Below are 16,087 nucleotides of genomic sequence, written 5' to 3'. Positions count from 1 at the left end.
AGCGTATTTACGCCCCACCAGATGATTAGCGCTCCTATTTGATGCCTGATGCGATCAGCCTTCCGCCAAGCAGTTGCAGTTCTATCGGATTACGCATCTTCAGCTTTTGCATCACGGCTTGCTTCTGAGAGCTGATGGCATAAATACTTTTCCCCATCATCTTTGCCGTTCTGTCAATGCTGCGACCGGCCAGCATTTCCTGCAGAATATTCCGCTCCTGCGGCGTAAACAACACCGTCTGCTCACCGGCTTCTTTCGTAAGGCTGTTTATCAGCTCTTCCGGAGAACAAAGTGAGGTGACAACCGTCTGCACACCCAGCGAATACAATAAATTGTCCAGATAGGGAATATTGTCCTTAAGGCACGCCACGATACGCGGGGGGGATGAGTGGGAGGCCAGGCTGGAAAGTTGTTGTATCAACGCCAAAAGATTCATATTACCGTCAACCGACGGCAATAAAATAACGTCAGGTAAAAAAGAACATGAAATGTCGTACAGCATTTTCACTTTAAACAAACGGCATATATTTTCTTCTTTTCCATCAACCTCTTTTATCAAGCTGTAGATACCCAGCCAGGAAATGTAGTTGGGTTCCAGCACTAAAATACGATGGTCCCCTAATTGTGTATACCCTGGATTATTTTTCGGAGTAATCAATGCCATTTTCTCTCCTTACATGACCATTCTGCATGCCATAAAAGTCACTGAATATGTGCATTGCCTGTCTACTGCGTGATCACCTTTTGCGCGACAATTAATTTAATTAAAATTGATAATTGCGATATAAAAATCCAAAATTAAACACATATAAACATTTTTATAGTGAATTAAGAAAAAAGCAAGCAACAACACTAAATACCCTCATTATTCCCTCCATTTGAATTATTGAAAAATAAATAGCTGCATAACAAAGAGAAGTTTAATGATTTAGCGCAGATAACATAGGATAACCAGCGATAATAAAACAGATCACACCAATACCAAACCTACGCTGATAATACCAATCCAGAATAAAGAAATTGCCTGTCCATAGTTAAGCAAAACTGTCATACCAGACCACCTTTTATTTAGCATTTTCACTCTGACGCCAAAATACGGAATTTTTCGTTGGCTCATAAATAAATTATGATCCATAAGACCTCATTCAAGGCCCTTTCCGGCAACTTACCCCGGAAATTTACGATATGAAAAAGCTAAAAATTACCCTCATCTCAAAAAATCCCGAATTTGTCCGACAAAAGCCACCTGATTCATAAAGTCACCCTAACGTAAATTCATACGACAACTTAAATACGAAAGGAAACTTTACGTTGGTTTATCTCTTAATATAAGAAACTGATAGCAATATCATTACATTCCAACTCCTACTCTGCGCCTTACCCTTTATTTGCTAATGAGGGCATTCTTGGTTAAAGAATAAAGAAGAGTTGATTAACAATTAAGTAAAACTGTCATAATAGACATGTAATATATTCCCGCGGTAATTATTCAACTCATTGTAAGCATTGGCTTTTAATTCTTATGAGCAAGGTAATAAAACTATCGGATGATAAGGTGCTACCATGAATAATCACTCAGGAAATAGTTCGACAGCCATTAGTAATAATTACTCCATCGCAAGCCCGGAGGATGAAATATATGAGGTCAGCGCCGCACAGCGCGAGCTATGGCTAAGCGAAAAATTCACGGAAAATTTCCCCTTTAATATATGGAGTTATGCGCTTATTGAGGGCGACATTAATTTCAAACGGCTACAACAGGCATTCAACATTGTTTTAAACGAAATGCCTTATTTACACGCCCATTTTTTTGAAAAAAATGGTGAGCTTTATCAATACCAAACGCCGCGCGCCCCTGATTCAATGATAGAAATTGATTTCAGCAACGGCGATAACCCGAAGCAGCGGGCGATAAACTGGATGCACAATGATGCGTACCGGGTAATATCAGCCACCGATCAGGATCTGCTGCGATTCGCTTTATTAAAACTGGCGCCGGAAACGTATCTGTTTTACCGCAGGGCGCATCATATTCTCTTTGACGGCCGGAGCGGCGAAGAATTAACCCGGCGCATTGTGCTTAATTACAACGCCCTCTCATCCCACAATCCTCTCCCCGAATTTGAGCCTTCCGACTTCAACCAGCTCAATGAAAGCGATGCCCGATATCGCAGTTCTCCGCGTTTTGCTACCGATAAAGCGTTCTGGCAAGACTACACTACCGACATGCCAAGGACGTTAACCAGAAAAGAACAACGCATTCCGTATGCCGACACCTTAACCAGCGCCTCCCTGCTGGAGGAAAAAGACGTTTCCTGGCTGGAAGAACTGGCACGGAACACCGGCGTTAAGCGGGCGCATATATTCCTCGCCGCAACGGCCTTGCTGTTCTACAACGTGACGGGCCAGTGCGCGCTGAATTTCAGCCTCCCGGTAACCGGTACGCGTGAGAAGCATTGCATCGGGATGACGTCCAACGTTATTCCGCTGATTATCAACATCACTCCTGAGAAAACCATTTCTGAATTTATTCAGCAAGTCGCCGCTGATATTGCCAAAATAATGCGGTTTCAGTTGTACCGCGGCGAAGATATTCGCCGGGATCAGGTAAGCCCGGACTCATCCTGGTTTGGCCCTGCTATTAACATTATTTCTTTTGATCACGGCGTCTCTTTTGCCGGGTGCCGGACCCAGTGGTATTACGGCGGGAATATTGCCGTCAATGATTTGCAAATCATGTTTTATGAAAACCCGCAAACCAAAGAACTGGACGTTATGTTAATCGATGCCGAGTACGCGCATTCCCAACCCCAGCTCGATGCCCTGCAACAAAGGCTGTTGGAAATTTTGCTGGCATGCTGTTCACGGCCGGAGAGCAGCGTAGCCGAATTCGATCAGTACATAACCGGGCAGTCTGAAAACGACGTTGCCGGCAGTTTTTATGCGCACCGCCGCCTGCCCGCCGCCGCAGGGTTTCTTTGCTGGGATCAACCGGCCGCCGAGCTGCAACGGTTCGCGAATGCGCTGCATTACGGCGCTAAAGTCTGCCCGATCAAAATCCTGTTGCCCGATCGAACGCAGGCCATCAGCGCAGGTTCTCTGAAGGTCATTCCATCGGATTGCAACGCCAATCCCGGCACGCTACTCGCGATTCATCACGATGGCTGGGAGATCGCCACCGGCTCAGGCGCCGTGATGGTCGGGGCATTCCGTCACGCCGACGGCGCCTCCTTTGATGCCCGCCTGCTGGCGCAGCGCTATCAGTTGCAGGCCGGTTCACAGCTTCCGCTGATTACCCGCACCGATGCGGACCTGCTCGCCCGGGCCTATGCCGCCGCCGCCCCGCAGCAACCGTTCTGGCAACCCCGGCTGACGCATTTCGCTCCCATCGTATTTCCGGTTCTGCACCAACAACAAGCCTCGACGCCAAGCTGGAAAAACACCGCCTGGCAACAATACACCGGGCAGCGCGGAGCCGAACCGGTGCTTACCGCGCTGGCAATTTATCTGGCGCGGATGGAAAATCGCAGTGACTTCCAAATCGGCTGGCTGGAAGCCGATCGCATCAGGCTCTGGGAAGGAACGGGGGCCTTATGCCAGCAAACCCTGCCGCTGCAAATCTCACTGGACACAACGCAAACATTCCCGCAGATACAGGAATCCCTCCGCCACGAGTATGCTCAGGCGCTGTCCCGCACGCCTTATTACCCGGCCGTCATGGTGAACCATGCCGACGGCAGCCAGCAGGTATGGCCGACAACGGTATTGTTGCTCCCCGGCCAACACCATGAGATGGCGTCCGGCGCCATGATGGAAAAGGTCCTCTCCTCCGGCGCCCGCGCAATCCTGCAAATCAGCAAGGAAGACGGCGCCTTCCGTTGGTTCTATGATGCGGCGTCGGTGCCGGAGCAATATATCCAGCGGGCGAATCAGCACCTGCTTTTGCTGCTGCAACAGGCCGCGTCTGCGCCGCAGTCGGCGGTTCAGGACTACGCGCTGGTAACCGATGATGAACACGACCAACTGAAGGCCTGGAACGAAACCACCCGGGATTACCCCGTCAATCACTCGGTCCATGCGTTATTTGAGGCCCGCGCCCAGCTCACGCCGCATGCCTGCGCCGTAGAGTGCGGCGATAAATCCCTGAGCTATGCCGAGCTGAACGCGCGGGCTAACCAACTGGCGCTGCATCTGATTGAAAAAGGCATCAGCCCGGAAAGCCGGGTCGCCGTTTGCAGCGCGCGCAGCGCAGACATGATCGTGGCGCTGCTGGCGGTGTTAAAAGCAGGCGGTGCGTATATTCCGCTTGATCCGAGCTATCCCGGCGAGCGCCTGCAATACATACTGCAAGACGCCGCTCCGGTGCTGTTAATCGCCGACGAGATCGGCCGGCGCGCGGTAGGCGAACAACCGCTGCCGATCCTTAACCTTGAGCAACCGCTGCCGCCGATGCCAGCCCATGCGCCGCCGCAGAACCGAACGCAGCCGCACCATCTGGCCTATGTGATTTATACCTCCGGCTCAACGGGCAACCCTAAAGGCGTGATGGTCGAGCACCGCAGCCTGACGAACCTGATTATGTGGCACCTTGAGGCCAGCGGATTACAGCCCGGCGAACGCACGCCCAACATGGCGGGCGTGGGGTTTGACGCCAGCGTATGGGAAATCTGGCCGGCGCTGACGCAGGGCGCGACGGTGCTGCTTCCCCCGCCGCATACCGTCGGCGACAGCGAAGCATTGCTGACCTGGTGGAGCGATTGCGACGCGCACGTGGCCTTTATGATTACGCCGCTCGCCGAAGTGGCGCTAGCAAACGGAAATATCCCCCCGACGCTGCGTAAGCTCCTGATCGGCGGCGATCGCCTCCGCCGCTGGCCGCTGCCCGCCCCGCCGCACCTGGACGTCATTAATAATTATGGCCCTACGGAAGCGACCGTCGTCGTCACGTCCGGCCCGGCGAACACCGGCCTGCCGGTGCCCTCCATCGGCCGGGCGCTGACCAACACGCGCCTCTATTTGCTTGATCCGCAAGGCAAGCAGGTGCCGTTAGGGGCGATAGGCGAACTGTATATCGGCGGCACGCAGGTCGCGCGCGGCTATCTGAACCGGCCGGATCTGACCGCGGAACGCTTTATTGACGATCCTTTCGAGCCAAACGGACGCTTATACCGCACCGGAGACCTAATGCGTTTTCTGCCCGATGGCAGCCTGGAATATATCGGCCGTAACGATCAGCAGGTCAAAATCCGCGGCTTCCGCATTGAGCTGGGGGAAATCGAAGCTCAGTTAGCCGCACATCCGGCGGTAAACGAAGCCGTGGTTGACGCCGTTGAGGACGCCGACGGAAACGCGCGCCTCATCGCCTGGATCGTGCCGCAAAAAAACGCGGATGCGACCGCGTTGCCCGCCCTGCTGCGCCAGCATATTGGTACGGCGCTGCCCAGCTATATGGCCCCGGCGGCCTATATGCTGCTGGAGGCGCTGCCGCTCTCCCCGAACGGCAAGGTGGATCGCCGCGCACTGCCGCCGCCTACGGCGGAAAGTTTTCAGCATGAAACGTATGAAGCGCCTCAGGGAGACACCGAGACGTTGCTGGCGACCATCTGGTCTGAGTTACTCGGCGTGGAACGCATCGGCCGGCACGATAACTTTTTCGAGCTGGGCGGTCATTCCCTGCTGGCGGTAAAACTGGCCGGGAAGCTGCGCCAGGCGGGGTTGCCGGCCGACGGTTTGGCGCTGTTTTCCAACCCGACGCTCTCCGCGCTGGCACAGGCGCTGACCACACAGCATGACATCGACATCCCGGAGAACCGCATTCCGCCGGACTGCCCGCGCATCACCCCGGATATGCTGCCGCTGGTTACGCTGAGCCAGAACGAGATCGATGCCCTGACCGCACGGCTTCCCGGAGGAAGCGCCAACGTGCAGGATATCTACGCCCTGTCGCCGTTACAGGAAGGCATTCTTTTCCATCATCTGCTGGCTGAAGAAGGCGATCCCTACCTGCTGTCGGCACTGCTGCGCTTCAGCAGCCGCGATCTGCTCGACCGCTGGCTGGCCGCGATGCAACAGGTTATCGATCGTCACGATATCCTGCGTACGGCATTTTTCTGCGAAGGATTATCAACGCCCGTGCAGGTGGTGTACCGTAACGCCCGCCTGTCGCTGACCGAACCAGCGCTTGATCCGCAGGACGGCGAAATCGGCCGGCAACTGCTGGAACGTTACCATCCCCGCCATACCCGTCAGGACATTACCCAACCGCCGTTGTTCCATTTCGTCGCCGCCCCGCAGCCCGACGGAAGCTGGTGCGTACTGCAACAGTGGCACCATCTGATCGGCGATCACTCAACGCTGGCGCTGATGATCAAGGAAGTGAACGTCATTCTGGACGGCAACGCCCATACCTTGCCGGGGGTACAGCCTTTCCGCAACGCCGTCGCCCAGGCCCGGCTGGGTCCCGGTTACGACGAACATGAGCGCTTCTTCCGCGCCATGCTGGACGACATCGACGAACCGGTTCTGCCATACGGTATCAGCGATATACATGGCGACGGCCAGCATATCGCCGACGCACAGCGCATTCTGCCGACCGACCTGAATCAGCGCCTGCGCCAGCAGGCAAAGAGGCTGGGCATCAGCCTGGCGACCTTATGCCATCTGGCATGGGCGCTGATCATCGCGCGCACCAGCTGCCGTGATGTCGCTGTCTTCGGCACCGTCCTGCTGGGCCGGATGGCGGCCGGTGAAGGGGTCGATCGCGCGATGGGCCTGTTCATTAATACGCTGCCGTTAAGGCTGGACATCGACGACGCGGAAACCGAAGTCGCGGTACGCCGGGCGCACGTCCGCCTGAGCGAACTGCTGGCGCATGAACACGCCACGCTGGCCCTGGCGCAGCGGTGCAGCAACATTCCGGCCGGCACTCCGTTGTTCAACGCGTTGCTCAACTATCGCCACAACAACGGGGAAGGCATTGATTTGCCGCAGGGCGTAACGCTGCTGGATGCGGAAGAACGTACCAACTATCCGTTGGTTCTGTCGGTTGATGACAACCAGACATCGTTGGTCGTCACCGCGCAGGTCGCCTCCCCCATTGAACCGCAGCGCATCTGTAGCTATATGCAACGGGCGCTGCACGCCCTGACCGACGCGCTGGAGCATGCCCCGGATACGCCGCTGTGCGAACTGGCGATCATCCCCGACGATGAAGTCACCTTTTTGCTGGAGCAGCTCAACGACACCGCCAGAGATTACTGCCAGGCGGCGTTCACCCACGACCTGATCGCCACCCGGGCGCGCCAGATGCCGCAGGCCAGTGCGCTGATCTGCGGCGACGGCCGTTTGAGCTACGCCCAGCTTAACCAGAAGGCCAATGGAATAGCGCACGATCTGATCGCCCGCGGCATCGGCCCGGAAAGCCGGATTGCGTTGTGCTCCGAACGCAGCATTGGCATGATCGCCGCCCTGCTGGCTATTTTCAAAACCGGCGCGGCCTATGTTCCCCTCGATCCCGCCTACGCCAGCGAGCGTTTGCACTACATCCTGCAAGACAGTCAGGCCGTCCTGCTACTCGCGGACGCCGCGGGCCGCAAAGCGTTAGGTCAGCACGACACGCCCATGCTGTCACTGGAGGACGTCGACCGCCTGCCAACTCGGGACGACGATCCCCCGTGCCGTACGCAACCTGGGCAGTTGGCCTATATCATTTACACATCGGGCTCCACCGGCCAGCCGAAAGGCGTGATGGTCGAGCACCGGCAATTGCTTAACCTCATTCACTGGTATGCAGAAACCATCGGGCTGCAGGCCGGAGAGTACGCCACCAGCATGGCCGGCCTGAGCTTTGACGGCTGTGTATGGGAAGTCTGGCCCGCGCTGGTGCAAGGCGCTACGCTGCTGTTGCCGCCGCCTCATACCGTCGGCGATCCGGAGGCTCTGCTGCACTGGTGGCGCGACAGCGAAGCGCAGATTTCCTATGTCATCACGCCGTTGGCGGAAGTGGCCATCGCCAGCAACTGCCTGCCGGCAAACCTGCGCCAGCTGTTGATCGGCGGCGATATCATCCGCAGTTGGCCGCTGGCCGTGCCGGAGGGCGTGCAGGTAAGAAACAGCTACGGGCCGACGGAAAGCACCGTCCTCGTGACGTCGCGCATGATAGAGGCAACCTCGCCGGCGGCCTCCATCGGCTACCCCATCGCCAATACCCGCATTTATCTGCTGGATCACCACCAGCAGCTTGTTCCGCTGGGCGCGGTGGGCGAACTCTATGTCGGCGGCGCTCAGGTCGCCCGCGGCTACCTGAATCGGCCGGAGCTGACGCAGACACGCTTCCTGCCCGACCCGTTCATCCATCAGGACGCAATGCATATGTACCGCACCGGCGATCTGGCCCGCTGGTTGCCCGACGGAAGCCTTGAGTTCCTCGGCCGCAACGATGAACAGGTGAAAATACGCGGCTACCGGGTTGAACCGGGCGAAGTGGCGATACAGCTTGCCGAGCATCCCGGCATACGCGAAGCCGCCGTGCAGGCCTGCGGTCAGGGGGAAAGCCGCTACCTGGCCGCCTGGTGGGTCTCCGCGTCTGAAGGACCGGCGCCCGACGCGGAGGAGCTGCACCGCTGGATGTCCGGCCGGTTGCCGGAATATATGGTGCCGCGCAGCTACACCCGGCTGGAGGCCATGCCGCTGACCACCAACGGCAAGCTGGACCGGCGTGCGCTTCCTGAGCCGGACAACGGCGCGGTAATGCGCAGCAGCAACTACAAAGCGCCGCGGGCAGGGCTGGAGGAACAGCTGGCCGCCATCTGGCGCGAGCTGCTGCCCGGCGCGGAACGGATCGGCCGCAACGATAACTTCATGGCGCTGGGCGGCCACTCGTTGCTGGCGGTACGCATGGTCAACCGGGTAAAAGCCCTGGGTTATCCTCTTTCCTTACAGCAACTGTTTATTACGCCGGAGCTTTCCACATTAGCCGAAGCGCTGACGAACCCGTCAGGCGCTACGGGCGATGCGGCCATCGCGATACGCCGCGAAGGTGAACACGCGCCGCTGTTCTTCACGCCGAGCGGTTTCGGTGATTACGTTTATGCCTTTGAACTGGCGAAACATATTGATCCGGCGTTTCCGGTTTATGCCCTGCCCTGGCAGGACGAAGCGGTCGAACAGCCCGCAACGCTGGCGGAGTTGACCACCAGAATGGTCGGGATGATACGGAAGGTTCAGCCGGACGGGCCTTATTATCTGGCCGGTTATTCATCCGGCGGCGTACTGGCCTGGGAAGTTGCCGCACGCCTGCAGGATGAGGGCGAGCAGATCGCCTTCGTCGGATTGATCGACACCCTGTGCCCGCCGGTTCCCACGGTGTTCGGGCCGGAACACATGCTGCTGCACTGGCTGAGGGCGACACGTCAGGTACAGGACAACGACTGGCTGCAAAGCCTGCAGAATCGCCCGCTGGATGAAATCGTGGACGCCGTGCAACGTGCGGGAATCAGCACTCAGTCGGCAACGTGGCGGCAGTGCTTCCATTATGCCCAACTGATTGAAACCGCCAATATCGTGCCGCATGACCTCGATATTCACCTCTTCAAAGCCCGTCAGGAGGATCAGGAATTGCTCACGGACCTTTACTCTCACGGTCAAGTCGTTATACCCGCAGGGTATTGCCGCGAGGATGACTCGCCGATGGGATGGGATACCGCGCTACCGGCCGCGTCGATTACCGTGCAACAGATCGGCGGCAATCATAATACGATGATGATAGAGCAGGCCCATCGTCAGGAACTGGCGGCCTCGTTAACCGCGGCGCTGCGTAAAAACCTGCCGTAACATATTCGTTCCTCAACGGGAATGCCCGGCAAAAATGCCGGGTATTCCCGCTTAACCCCGCAAAAACACCCCGTTCGGAGGTAACCGCACCGAACTTTTCATCCACATGCTCTCTGCCGCTCATCGGCGGCTTGCCCTCCCCCGCACAAATACGCAATCCCACCCCCGTGCCAAAAAGAAGAAACGGGGAGGCGTCACGTATCGATATTCCCTTTATTGTCCGGCGCACGAAATGGAATAAGATGAGTCTCAGAAAAAACTGATACCACCCAGAATAAAAAAGGACACTACGTGATATGACGACGATGAAAGAGGTTGCGCTGCTGGCCGGCGTATCCACCGCCACCGTATCGCGCGTTATCAACCAGACCGCCTACGTTGAACCGGTCACCCGCGAGCGCGTTGAGAAAGCCATGCGCGATCTGCATTACCGGCGTAACGCCGCCGCCCTGGCGCTGGCCAAACGCAGCGGCGACATGCTGGGCCTGCTGACGGGGAATCTGGCCGATCCCTTTTTCTCCCGTCTCGCCCGTGGCGTGGAAGAGGTGGCCCGCCAGCAGGGGCACCGGCTGATGGTATGCAGCGGCGGGCACCAGGAAAAGCTGGAAAAATCCGGCATCGATTTTCTGATCAACCAGGGTTGCGAAGCCATCGTGGTACATGCCAGCCGTTTATCCGATGAAGAGCTGATCCGCTACGGCGCGCACTCCCCGGCCATGGTATTGGTGAACCGCTATATTCCCGCGCTGGCGAACCGCTGCGTCTGGCTCGACAACGTCTCCGCGGCACGGCTGGCAACCGAGCATCTGATCGCTAACGGGCATCGCTGCATCGCCTGCATCACCTCGGACCTGCCTATCGCCGATCGTGAACAGCGCCTGACCGGCTACCGCATGGCCCTGGTCGAACACGGTATCATGCCGGAGAAAAACTGGGTGATCAGCGTACCGTTTGACGAAGAAGGCGGCGAAACCGCCGCGCTAAAGCTGCTTAACAGCGGCGTGCCGTTTACCGCCGCCTTCACTTTCAACGACGTGATGGCTGCCGGCATGATGCGCACCCTGCATCAACGCGGTCTGCGCCTGCCGGAGCAACTGTCGCTGGTCGGTTTCGATGACGTCGTGATGGCCCGCTACCTCTACCCCGCGCTCACCACGATGCATTACCCCGTGGAGCGCATGGCCCGGCGCGCCAGCCAGCTCGCCATCCAGTTAGCTCAGGAGCAGACGCCACCGCCCCGCGCCCATGTTTTCAGCGCGGAGCTGGTACTGCGTGACTCGGTATCTCCTCCATTCAGCGGAGATATTGAACGTCAATCAGCAAAACTGTGATGAATATTCCACTTCAAAACTCCATGTAAGCGCTTACATGACTTGCTTCCAGAGATCACGTTTGAACCACACGATTCCCCCTACCCTAAGGCCACACCACACATCTGGAGCACCATCATGAATGCGAAAGAAAACGACAAGAAAACGCTCTCGTTTGGGCTGGCGCTGATTCCTATCGTTTCCATGCTCGCCCTGCTGATCATCGGCTATGGCGTCATGGAGCTGCGTATCGAACCCCTGTTACTCTTCTCCGCCACCATTGCCGCAGGCATCGCCTGGTGGCAGGGCTACAGCTGGGATGAGATCATGCATTCCATCGTCAGCAAGCTGGCGAAGGCCATGCCGGTCATTATGATCCTGATCTGCGTGGGTGGGCTGATCGGCACCTGGATGTTCAGCGGCACCATTCCTTACATGGTTTACTGGGGCCTCAAGCTGATCAGCCCTCAGTACATCCTGATCGCCGCCTTCTTCCTCACCAGCGTGGTGTCGGTCTGTACCGGGACCTCCTGGGGCTCGGCCGGCACCGTCGGCGTGGCGCTGATGGGCGTTGCCGCAGGGCTGGACGTCTCGCTGGCCGCCGCCGCGGGCGCCGTGGTTTCAGGCGCCTACTTCGGCGATAAAATCTCGCCGCTGTCCGACTCCACCAACTTTGCCGCCATCGTCGCCGATACGACGCTGTATGAGCATATTCAACACCTGATGTACACCACCATTCCCAGCTTCGTCCTGGCCGCAGTGGTTTACCTGATCGCCGGCCACAGCGGCATGATGGGTGACGTCGCCACGCCGCAGCGGGTCACCGACATCATCACCGCGCTGGACGGTCTGTACAATTTCAACATCCTGCTGCTGCTGCCGCCGGTGCTGGTGCTGTGGGGCGCTGTCCGTAAAAAGCCGGTTATTCCGGCAATGCTGTCCGCCTGCCTGCTGGCCGTCGTGCTCGGCATCATCTTCCAAGGGCTGAGCATTAAACAGGGCCTGGACGCGTTCATGGACGGCTTTAACATCTCGATGTTCCCGCAGGGTGCAGAAGGCATCATCGCCGACGTGCCGCGTCTGCTGAACCGTGGCGGGATGTTCTCCATGATGAGCACCATTCTGCTGGTATTCTGCGCCTTCTCCTTTGCCGGCGCCCTGACGATTACCGGCGCGCTGAACATCATCATCAACCGCCTGCTGACGGTTATCCGCTCCGTAGGCCAGCTGATCGCCGCCACCATCGGCACCACCATTCTGGTTACCGGCGCCACCAGCGACGGCAAACTGGCGCTGCTGGTTCCCGCCGAGTTGTTCAAAGACGCCTACCTCCGCATGGGCCTCGACACCAAGAACCTGTCGCGCACCATCGAGGATGCGGGCACCGTCATCGAGCCTTTGCTGCCCTGGACGTCGGCCGGCGTGTACATGGCGACGACGCTCGGCGTCAGCACGCTCGATCTGTTGCCCTGGGCCATCCAATGCTACGCCGCCATTTTCTTCGCGCTGATTTACGGCTTCACCGGCTTCGGCATCGCCAGAACGCCAAAAACCGCAGCGGCGGAAAGCATGGCTACAGAACAGGAAACGAGGACGGTAATAAATGCAAAATGACTTTAACCTGATCGTCGACCGTCATAATACGGGATCGGTAAAGTGGGATTTTATGGCGCGTAATCCGGGAATGTCCGCGCCGTCGTTGTTACCCATGTGGGTATCTGATTTTGACTTTCCCTGCCCGCCGAACGTGCGGGAGGCCCTGCATCACCGGGTCGACCACGGCGTTTTCGGTTACAGCGAACGCGACGCCGGTTACTACGATGCGCTGGTCAGGTGGTTCGCCAAACGCCACCGGCTGGCGCTCCGGCCGGAATGGGTATGCAGCATTGAAGGCGTGGTGCCGGGCCTGGCGCTGCTGCTGCAGATGCTCAGCAAACCGGGCGACGGCGTCGTGGTACAGGGGCCGTATTATGGCTCCTTCGCCAAAATCGTGACGCTCAACCAGCGCACGCTGCTGGAAAACCCGCTGAAAGAGGATGCGGAACAGGGCTACGTCATGGACTTCGAACAGCTGGAAGCGTTGCTGCACACGCAGCGCCCCTCCCTGTTCATTCTGTGCAACCCGCATAACCCGACGGGGCGCTGCTGGTCGGCGGATGAGCTGACCCAGTTGCTGTTCCTGTGCGAAAAATACGACGTCACCGTGCTGTCGGATGAAATCTGGGCCGACCTGCTGCTGCCCGGCAGCACCTTCACCTCGGTGCTGCACCTGGGCACGCGCTGGCATCCGCGGGTCATCGCGGCAACGTCGGCCAGCAAAACCTTCGGCCTTTCATCACTGCGTATTTCGAACTTCCTGATCCCCGATGAAACGCTGCGGGATAATTTTACCCAACGGCTGAACGCGCACGGGCTGGACGTTTTCAACGCGCTGTCGATGGAAGCTGCCAGCGCGGCTTATCGCGACGGCGCGCCGTGGCTGGACGAACTTCTGGTCTATCTGGCCGAAAACCGGGCGTGGTTCGCGGAGCAGGTCGCCGCCTGGCTGCCCTGGGCAAAAATCACGCCCGCGCAGGGCACCTACCTGATATGGATGGACTGCCGCGCGCTGGGCCTGAATGATGAAGAGCTGAAAAAGGTGATGACGGAATGCGCCGGCATTGCGCCATCCATGGGTAACGGTTTCGGCCCGTTGGGTTCAGGCTTTATCCGCCTGAACCTCGGTTGCCCGCGCCGTTATCTGGAACAAGCGCTCGAGGGACTGATGCGCATTACGCCGGCAAAGCAAGACTGAATGCCGCGCAATTAACCGCCATACAGAGCGGTACTGCTTTAATTTGATCTAACGCCAACATAACCAGGAATCTGCCAGTCAGCCGGGAAAGGAAGCCCGCTTTCTGGCAGAGTTTTATCCGCGCCGGATAATGAAAAAAAAACGCCAGATGATAAGGAAAATTGGTTATATTCACCGCCATTCCGCCCCATGGCTGTTAAAAGCCATGCCCTTCATAAAGCATTTCCTTTCTTTTATTCCCCCCGGAACACCGGATAAAAGGAACCGTTCCCGCTCACTAAACAGGCCACATTGACCGTTTGCGCATAAAAAAACAACACGACCATCTCTGGTCGTGTTGTTCTTGTTTCATTATAATTATTGATTATTTCCCTGGTGTTTGACAGTCTGTTCCCCGAACTCATTAAAGAAAAGTGCGGAGTTTTTAGCCGGAATTTACGCCGGCACAGACGTTATCTGCACTGATAGTAGTACATATTATGGGGTAAAATAATCTGGCTGTAAGGGCAGTAACAGACTGTACTTTGACCTGTACCCTGAACCGAATGCTGGAAGCACGTACGGCGTATGCTCTTCTGCCGTTTTGCGTTGCCGGAGCCGTTAATGGAAAACGAAGAAAATATTAGTAATATTATCAGAAATCACCTTGAAACGGTATTAAATGATTTCGGAGAACTCACCTGGGCCTACGTGGTGTTATCCAAGAAAGATATGTCATGTATCTTCGGCGTAACGAATTACCCGGACGAATGGGTTAAACGTTATACGGAGAACGGCCTGCAATATACCGATCCGGTCGTCATCACGGCGCTGAACCGGCTGACCCCCTTCTCATGGGATGAAGATCTGCTGACCGGCTCCGGTTTTCACTTTTCCGGGCTGTTCGATCAGGCCCGCGAGTTTGGTTTGGTTAACGGATACACGTTTGTCCTGCATGACTACAACAACAACCTGGTCACGCTGTCGTTCATCATCCCCGCAGAAATGAGAGCCGACATTACGCACACGCTCAGCCAGAACAAGGGGGATATTTCTATCCTGCTCGCCTCCGTGCATGAAAAGTATTTGACGCTGATGGCGCTATCAGAAAAAAACGCCTCAAATTCAGAAAAAAGTACCCGCTTTACCGACAGAGAAAACGAAATCCTCTACTGGGCCAGCGTGGGTAAAACCTACCAGGAAACGGGAATTATCCTGGGAATAAAAACGCGCACCGTCAAATTTCATATGTCGAATATCGTCAAAAAACTGGGGGTGGCGAACGCCCGGCATGCTGTCCGTCTTGGCATGGAACTTCAGCTGATTAAACCGGTGAGTTAATTACATCATTGCCCCGGAAGACAACGGCCAGGCGCTTAACGCATTTACATCCGGAACAGTTTCATTGCTGAATATTCTGGTTTTCAATGCTTCCTGACTTTCCGGGTCTACGTGCCCGAGTAACAGGTAAACGGGCTCATTTTTTTCAGAAATGCCGGTCTCCAGCACAGAGACATTCCACCCTGACGTTCTGATGATATGCATCATCGGATGGCTGGCAACGGCAAGAATGCCGTCATAGTGATGCTGCCTCGCATAGTTAATCAGCGACAGGAACAAAACCCGGGTAACAGGAAACCTGCGCCCCAGCAGCAGTCGGGTTCTTTCTTTGTCCACGAAAAAGCGAGTGGATTCAATGAAGTTACCCTCAGGGATCACAACTTTCTTAAAAAATGATGAGAACGTATTCGTCAGCATATTACTGTATTTCATATCGATCATTCTCGTACCACATATAATCATTCCATCTTTCACACCAAATATATAGTCGGCGTTATCATTATCAAACTGATCAAGCTCCTTACCGTCAGAACAACTAACGGCCCATTGCAGGCGGTCTTTAAATGTATTCTTTCTCAACATAAAAAGATCTTCCGATTTATCATTACCCAGTGATGAGTAGTTAACGCTATAAATATTAAACATAATGTTACCTGTATATGGATTTATAAATAATTTAATCCGGTAACATCAGTGAAGCTTTATCAAGAGCATGCCGGGACATAATAATAATAATTCTTTTAAACCGTCCCCGGCTATTTAATTTGTGTTAACAGACGGCAGGCAGCACACAAAATTCAGACTGCATAATTCCTCTCTGATACCAGCCATA

At 56.1% G+C, this 16,087-nt stretch carries 7 protein-coding genes; 5 read left to right on the top strand and 2 right to left on the bottom strand.

The genetic code is table 11. The features are described from left to right. Positions 1 to 34: 34 nt before the first annotated feature. The gene (locus C8D90_RS06655) at positions 35 to 664 is read right to left on the bottom strand and encodes a LuxR C-terminal-related transcriptional regulator (protein WP_115457641.1); all 630 of its coding nucleotides are present in this window, start codon (positions 662 to 664) and stop codon (positions 35 to 37) included. 899 nt (positions 665 to 1,563) lie between these two features. Between C8D90_RS06655 and C8D90_RS06650 the strand changes: the two genes are divergently transcribed. From C8D90_RS06650 to C8D90_RS06625, 5 genes are all read left to right on the top strand, one after another. Further along, a complete protein-coding gene (locus tag C8D90_RS06650) occupies positions 1,564 to 9,831 on the top strand; it encodes a non-ribosomal peptide synthetase (RefSeq protein ID WP_115457640.1) in 8,268 nt (2,755 codons plus the stop codon). A 296-nt stretch (positions 9,832 to 10,127) separates the two neighbouring features. After that, the gene (locus tag C8D90_RS06645) at positions 10,128 to 11,162 is read left to right on the top strand and encodes a LacI family DNA-binding transcriptional regulator (protein ID WP_115457639.1); all 1,035 of its coding nucleotides are present in this window, start codon (positions 10,128 to 10,130) and stop codon (positions 11,160 to 11,162) included. 117 nt (positions 11,163 to 11,279) lie between these two features. Beyond that, on the top strand, positions 11,280 to 12,755 hold the full coding sequence (gene nhaC, locus C8D90_RS06640; protein WP_115457638.1) for a Na+/H+ antiporter NhaC: 1,476 nt from the start codon (positions 11,280 to 11,282) through the stop codon (positions 12,753 to 12,755). Then, positions 12,745 to 13,935 carry a MalY/PatB family protein gene (locus tag C8D90_RS06635; protein WP_115457637.1) on the top strand — a complete coding sequence of 397 codons (1,191 nt, stop codon included), beginning with the start codon at positions 12,745 to 12,747 and terminating at the stop codon, positions 13,933 to 13,935. The genes nhaC and C8D90_RS06635 overlap by 11 nt, the downstream gene beginning before the upstream one ends. Positions 13,936 to 14,538: 603 nt before the next feature. After that, positions 14,539 to 15,255, top strand: a complete 717-nt coding sequence (locus tag C8D90_RS06625) for a helix-turn-helix transcriptional regulator (RefSeq protein ID WP_115457635.1) — start codon at positions 14,539 to 14,541, stop codon at positions 15,253 to 15,255. Here the strand turns inward: C8D90_RS06625 and C8D90_RS06620 are convergent, their stop codons facing one another. Next, positions 15,256 to 15,900 carry an acyl-homoserine-lactone synthase gene (locus C8D90_RS06620; RefSeq protein ID WP_115457634.1) on the bottom strand — a complete coding sequence of 215 codons (645 nt, stop codon included), beginning with the start codon at positions 15,898 to 15,900 and terminating at the stop codon, positions 15,256 to 15,258. Positions 15,901 to 16,087: the final 187 nt, after the last annotated feature.

The sequence above is a fragment of the Enterobacillus tribolii genome, assembly GCF_003363015.1.
Taxonomy (GTDB): Bacteria; Pseudomonadota; Gammaproteobacteria; order Enterobacterales; family Enterobacteriaceae; genus Enterobacillus; species Enterobacillus tribolii.
Note: the sequence above shows the minus strand (reverse complement) of the source record. Positions and strands in the feature narration are given on the sequence as shown.

Bases quoted from the DNA above. Each gene is read 5' to 3' on its own strand.
- C8D90_RS06655 (WP_115457641.1), bottom strand. From the start codon at position 664: ATGGCATTGATTACTCCGAAAAATAATCCAGGGTATACACAATTAGGG.
- C8D90_RS06650 (WP_115457640.1), top strand. From the start codon at position 1,564: ATGAATAATCACTCAGGAAATAGTTCGACAGCCATTAGTAATAATTAC.
- C8D90_RS06645 (WP_115457639.1), top strand. From the start codon at position 10,128: ATGACGACGATGAAAGAGGTTGCGCTGCTGGCCGGCGTATCCACCGCC.
- nhaC (WP_115457638.1), top strand. From the start codon at position 11,280: ATGAATGCGAAAGAAAACGACAAGAAAACGCTCTCGTTTGGGCTGGCG.
- C8D90_RS06635 (WP_115457637.1), top strand. From the start codon at position 12,745: ATGCAAAATGACTTTAACCTGATCGTCGACCGTCATAATACGGGATCG.
- C8D90_RS06625 (WP_115457635.1), top strand. From the start codon at position 14,539: ATGGAAAACGAAGAAAATATTAGTAATATTATCAGAAATCACCTTGAA.
- C8D90_RS06620 (WP_115457634.1), bottom strand. From the start codon at position 15,900: ATGTTTAATATTTATAGCGTTAACTACTCATCACTGGGTAATGATAAA.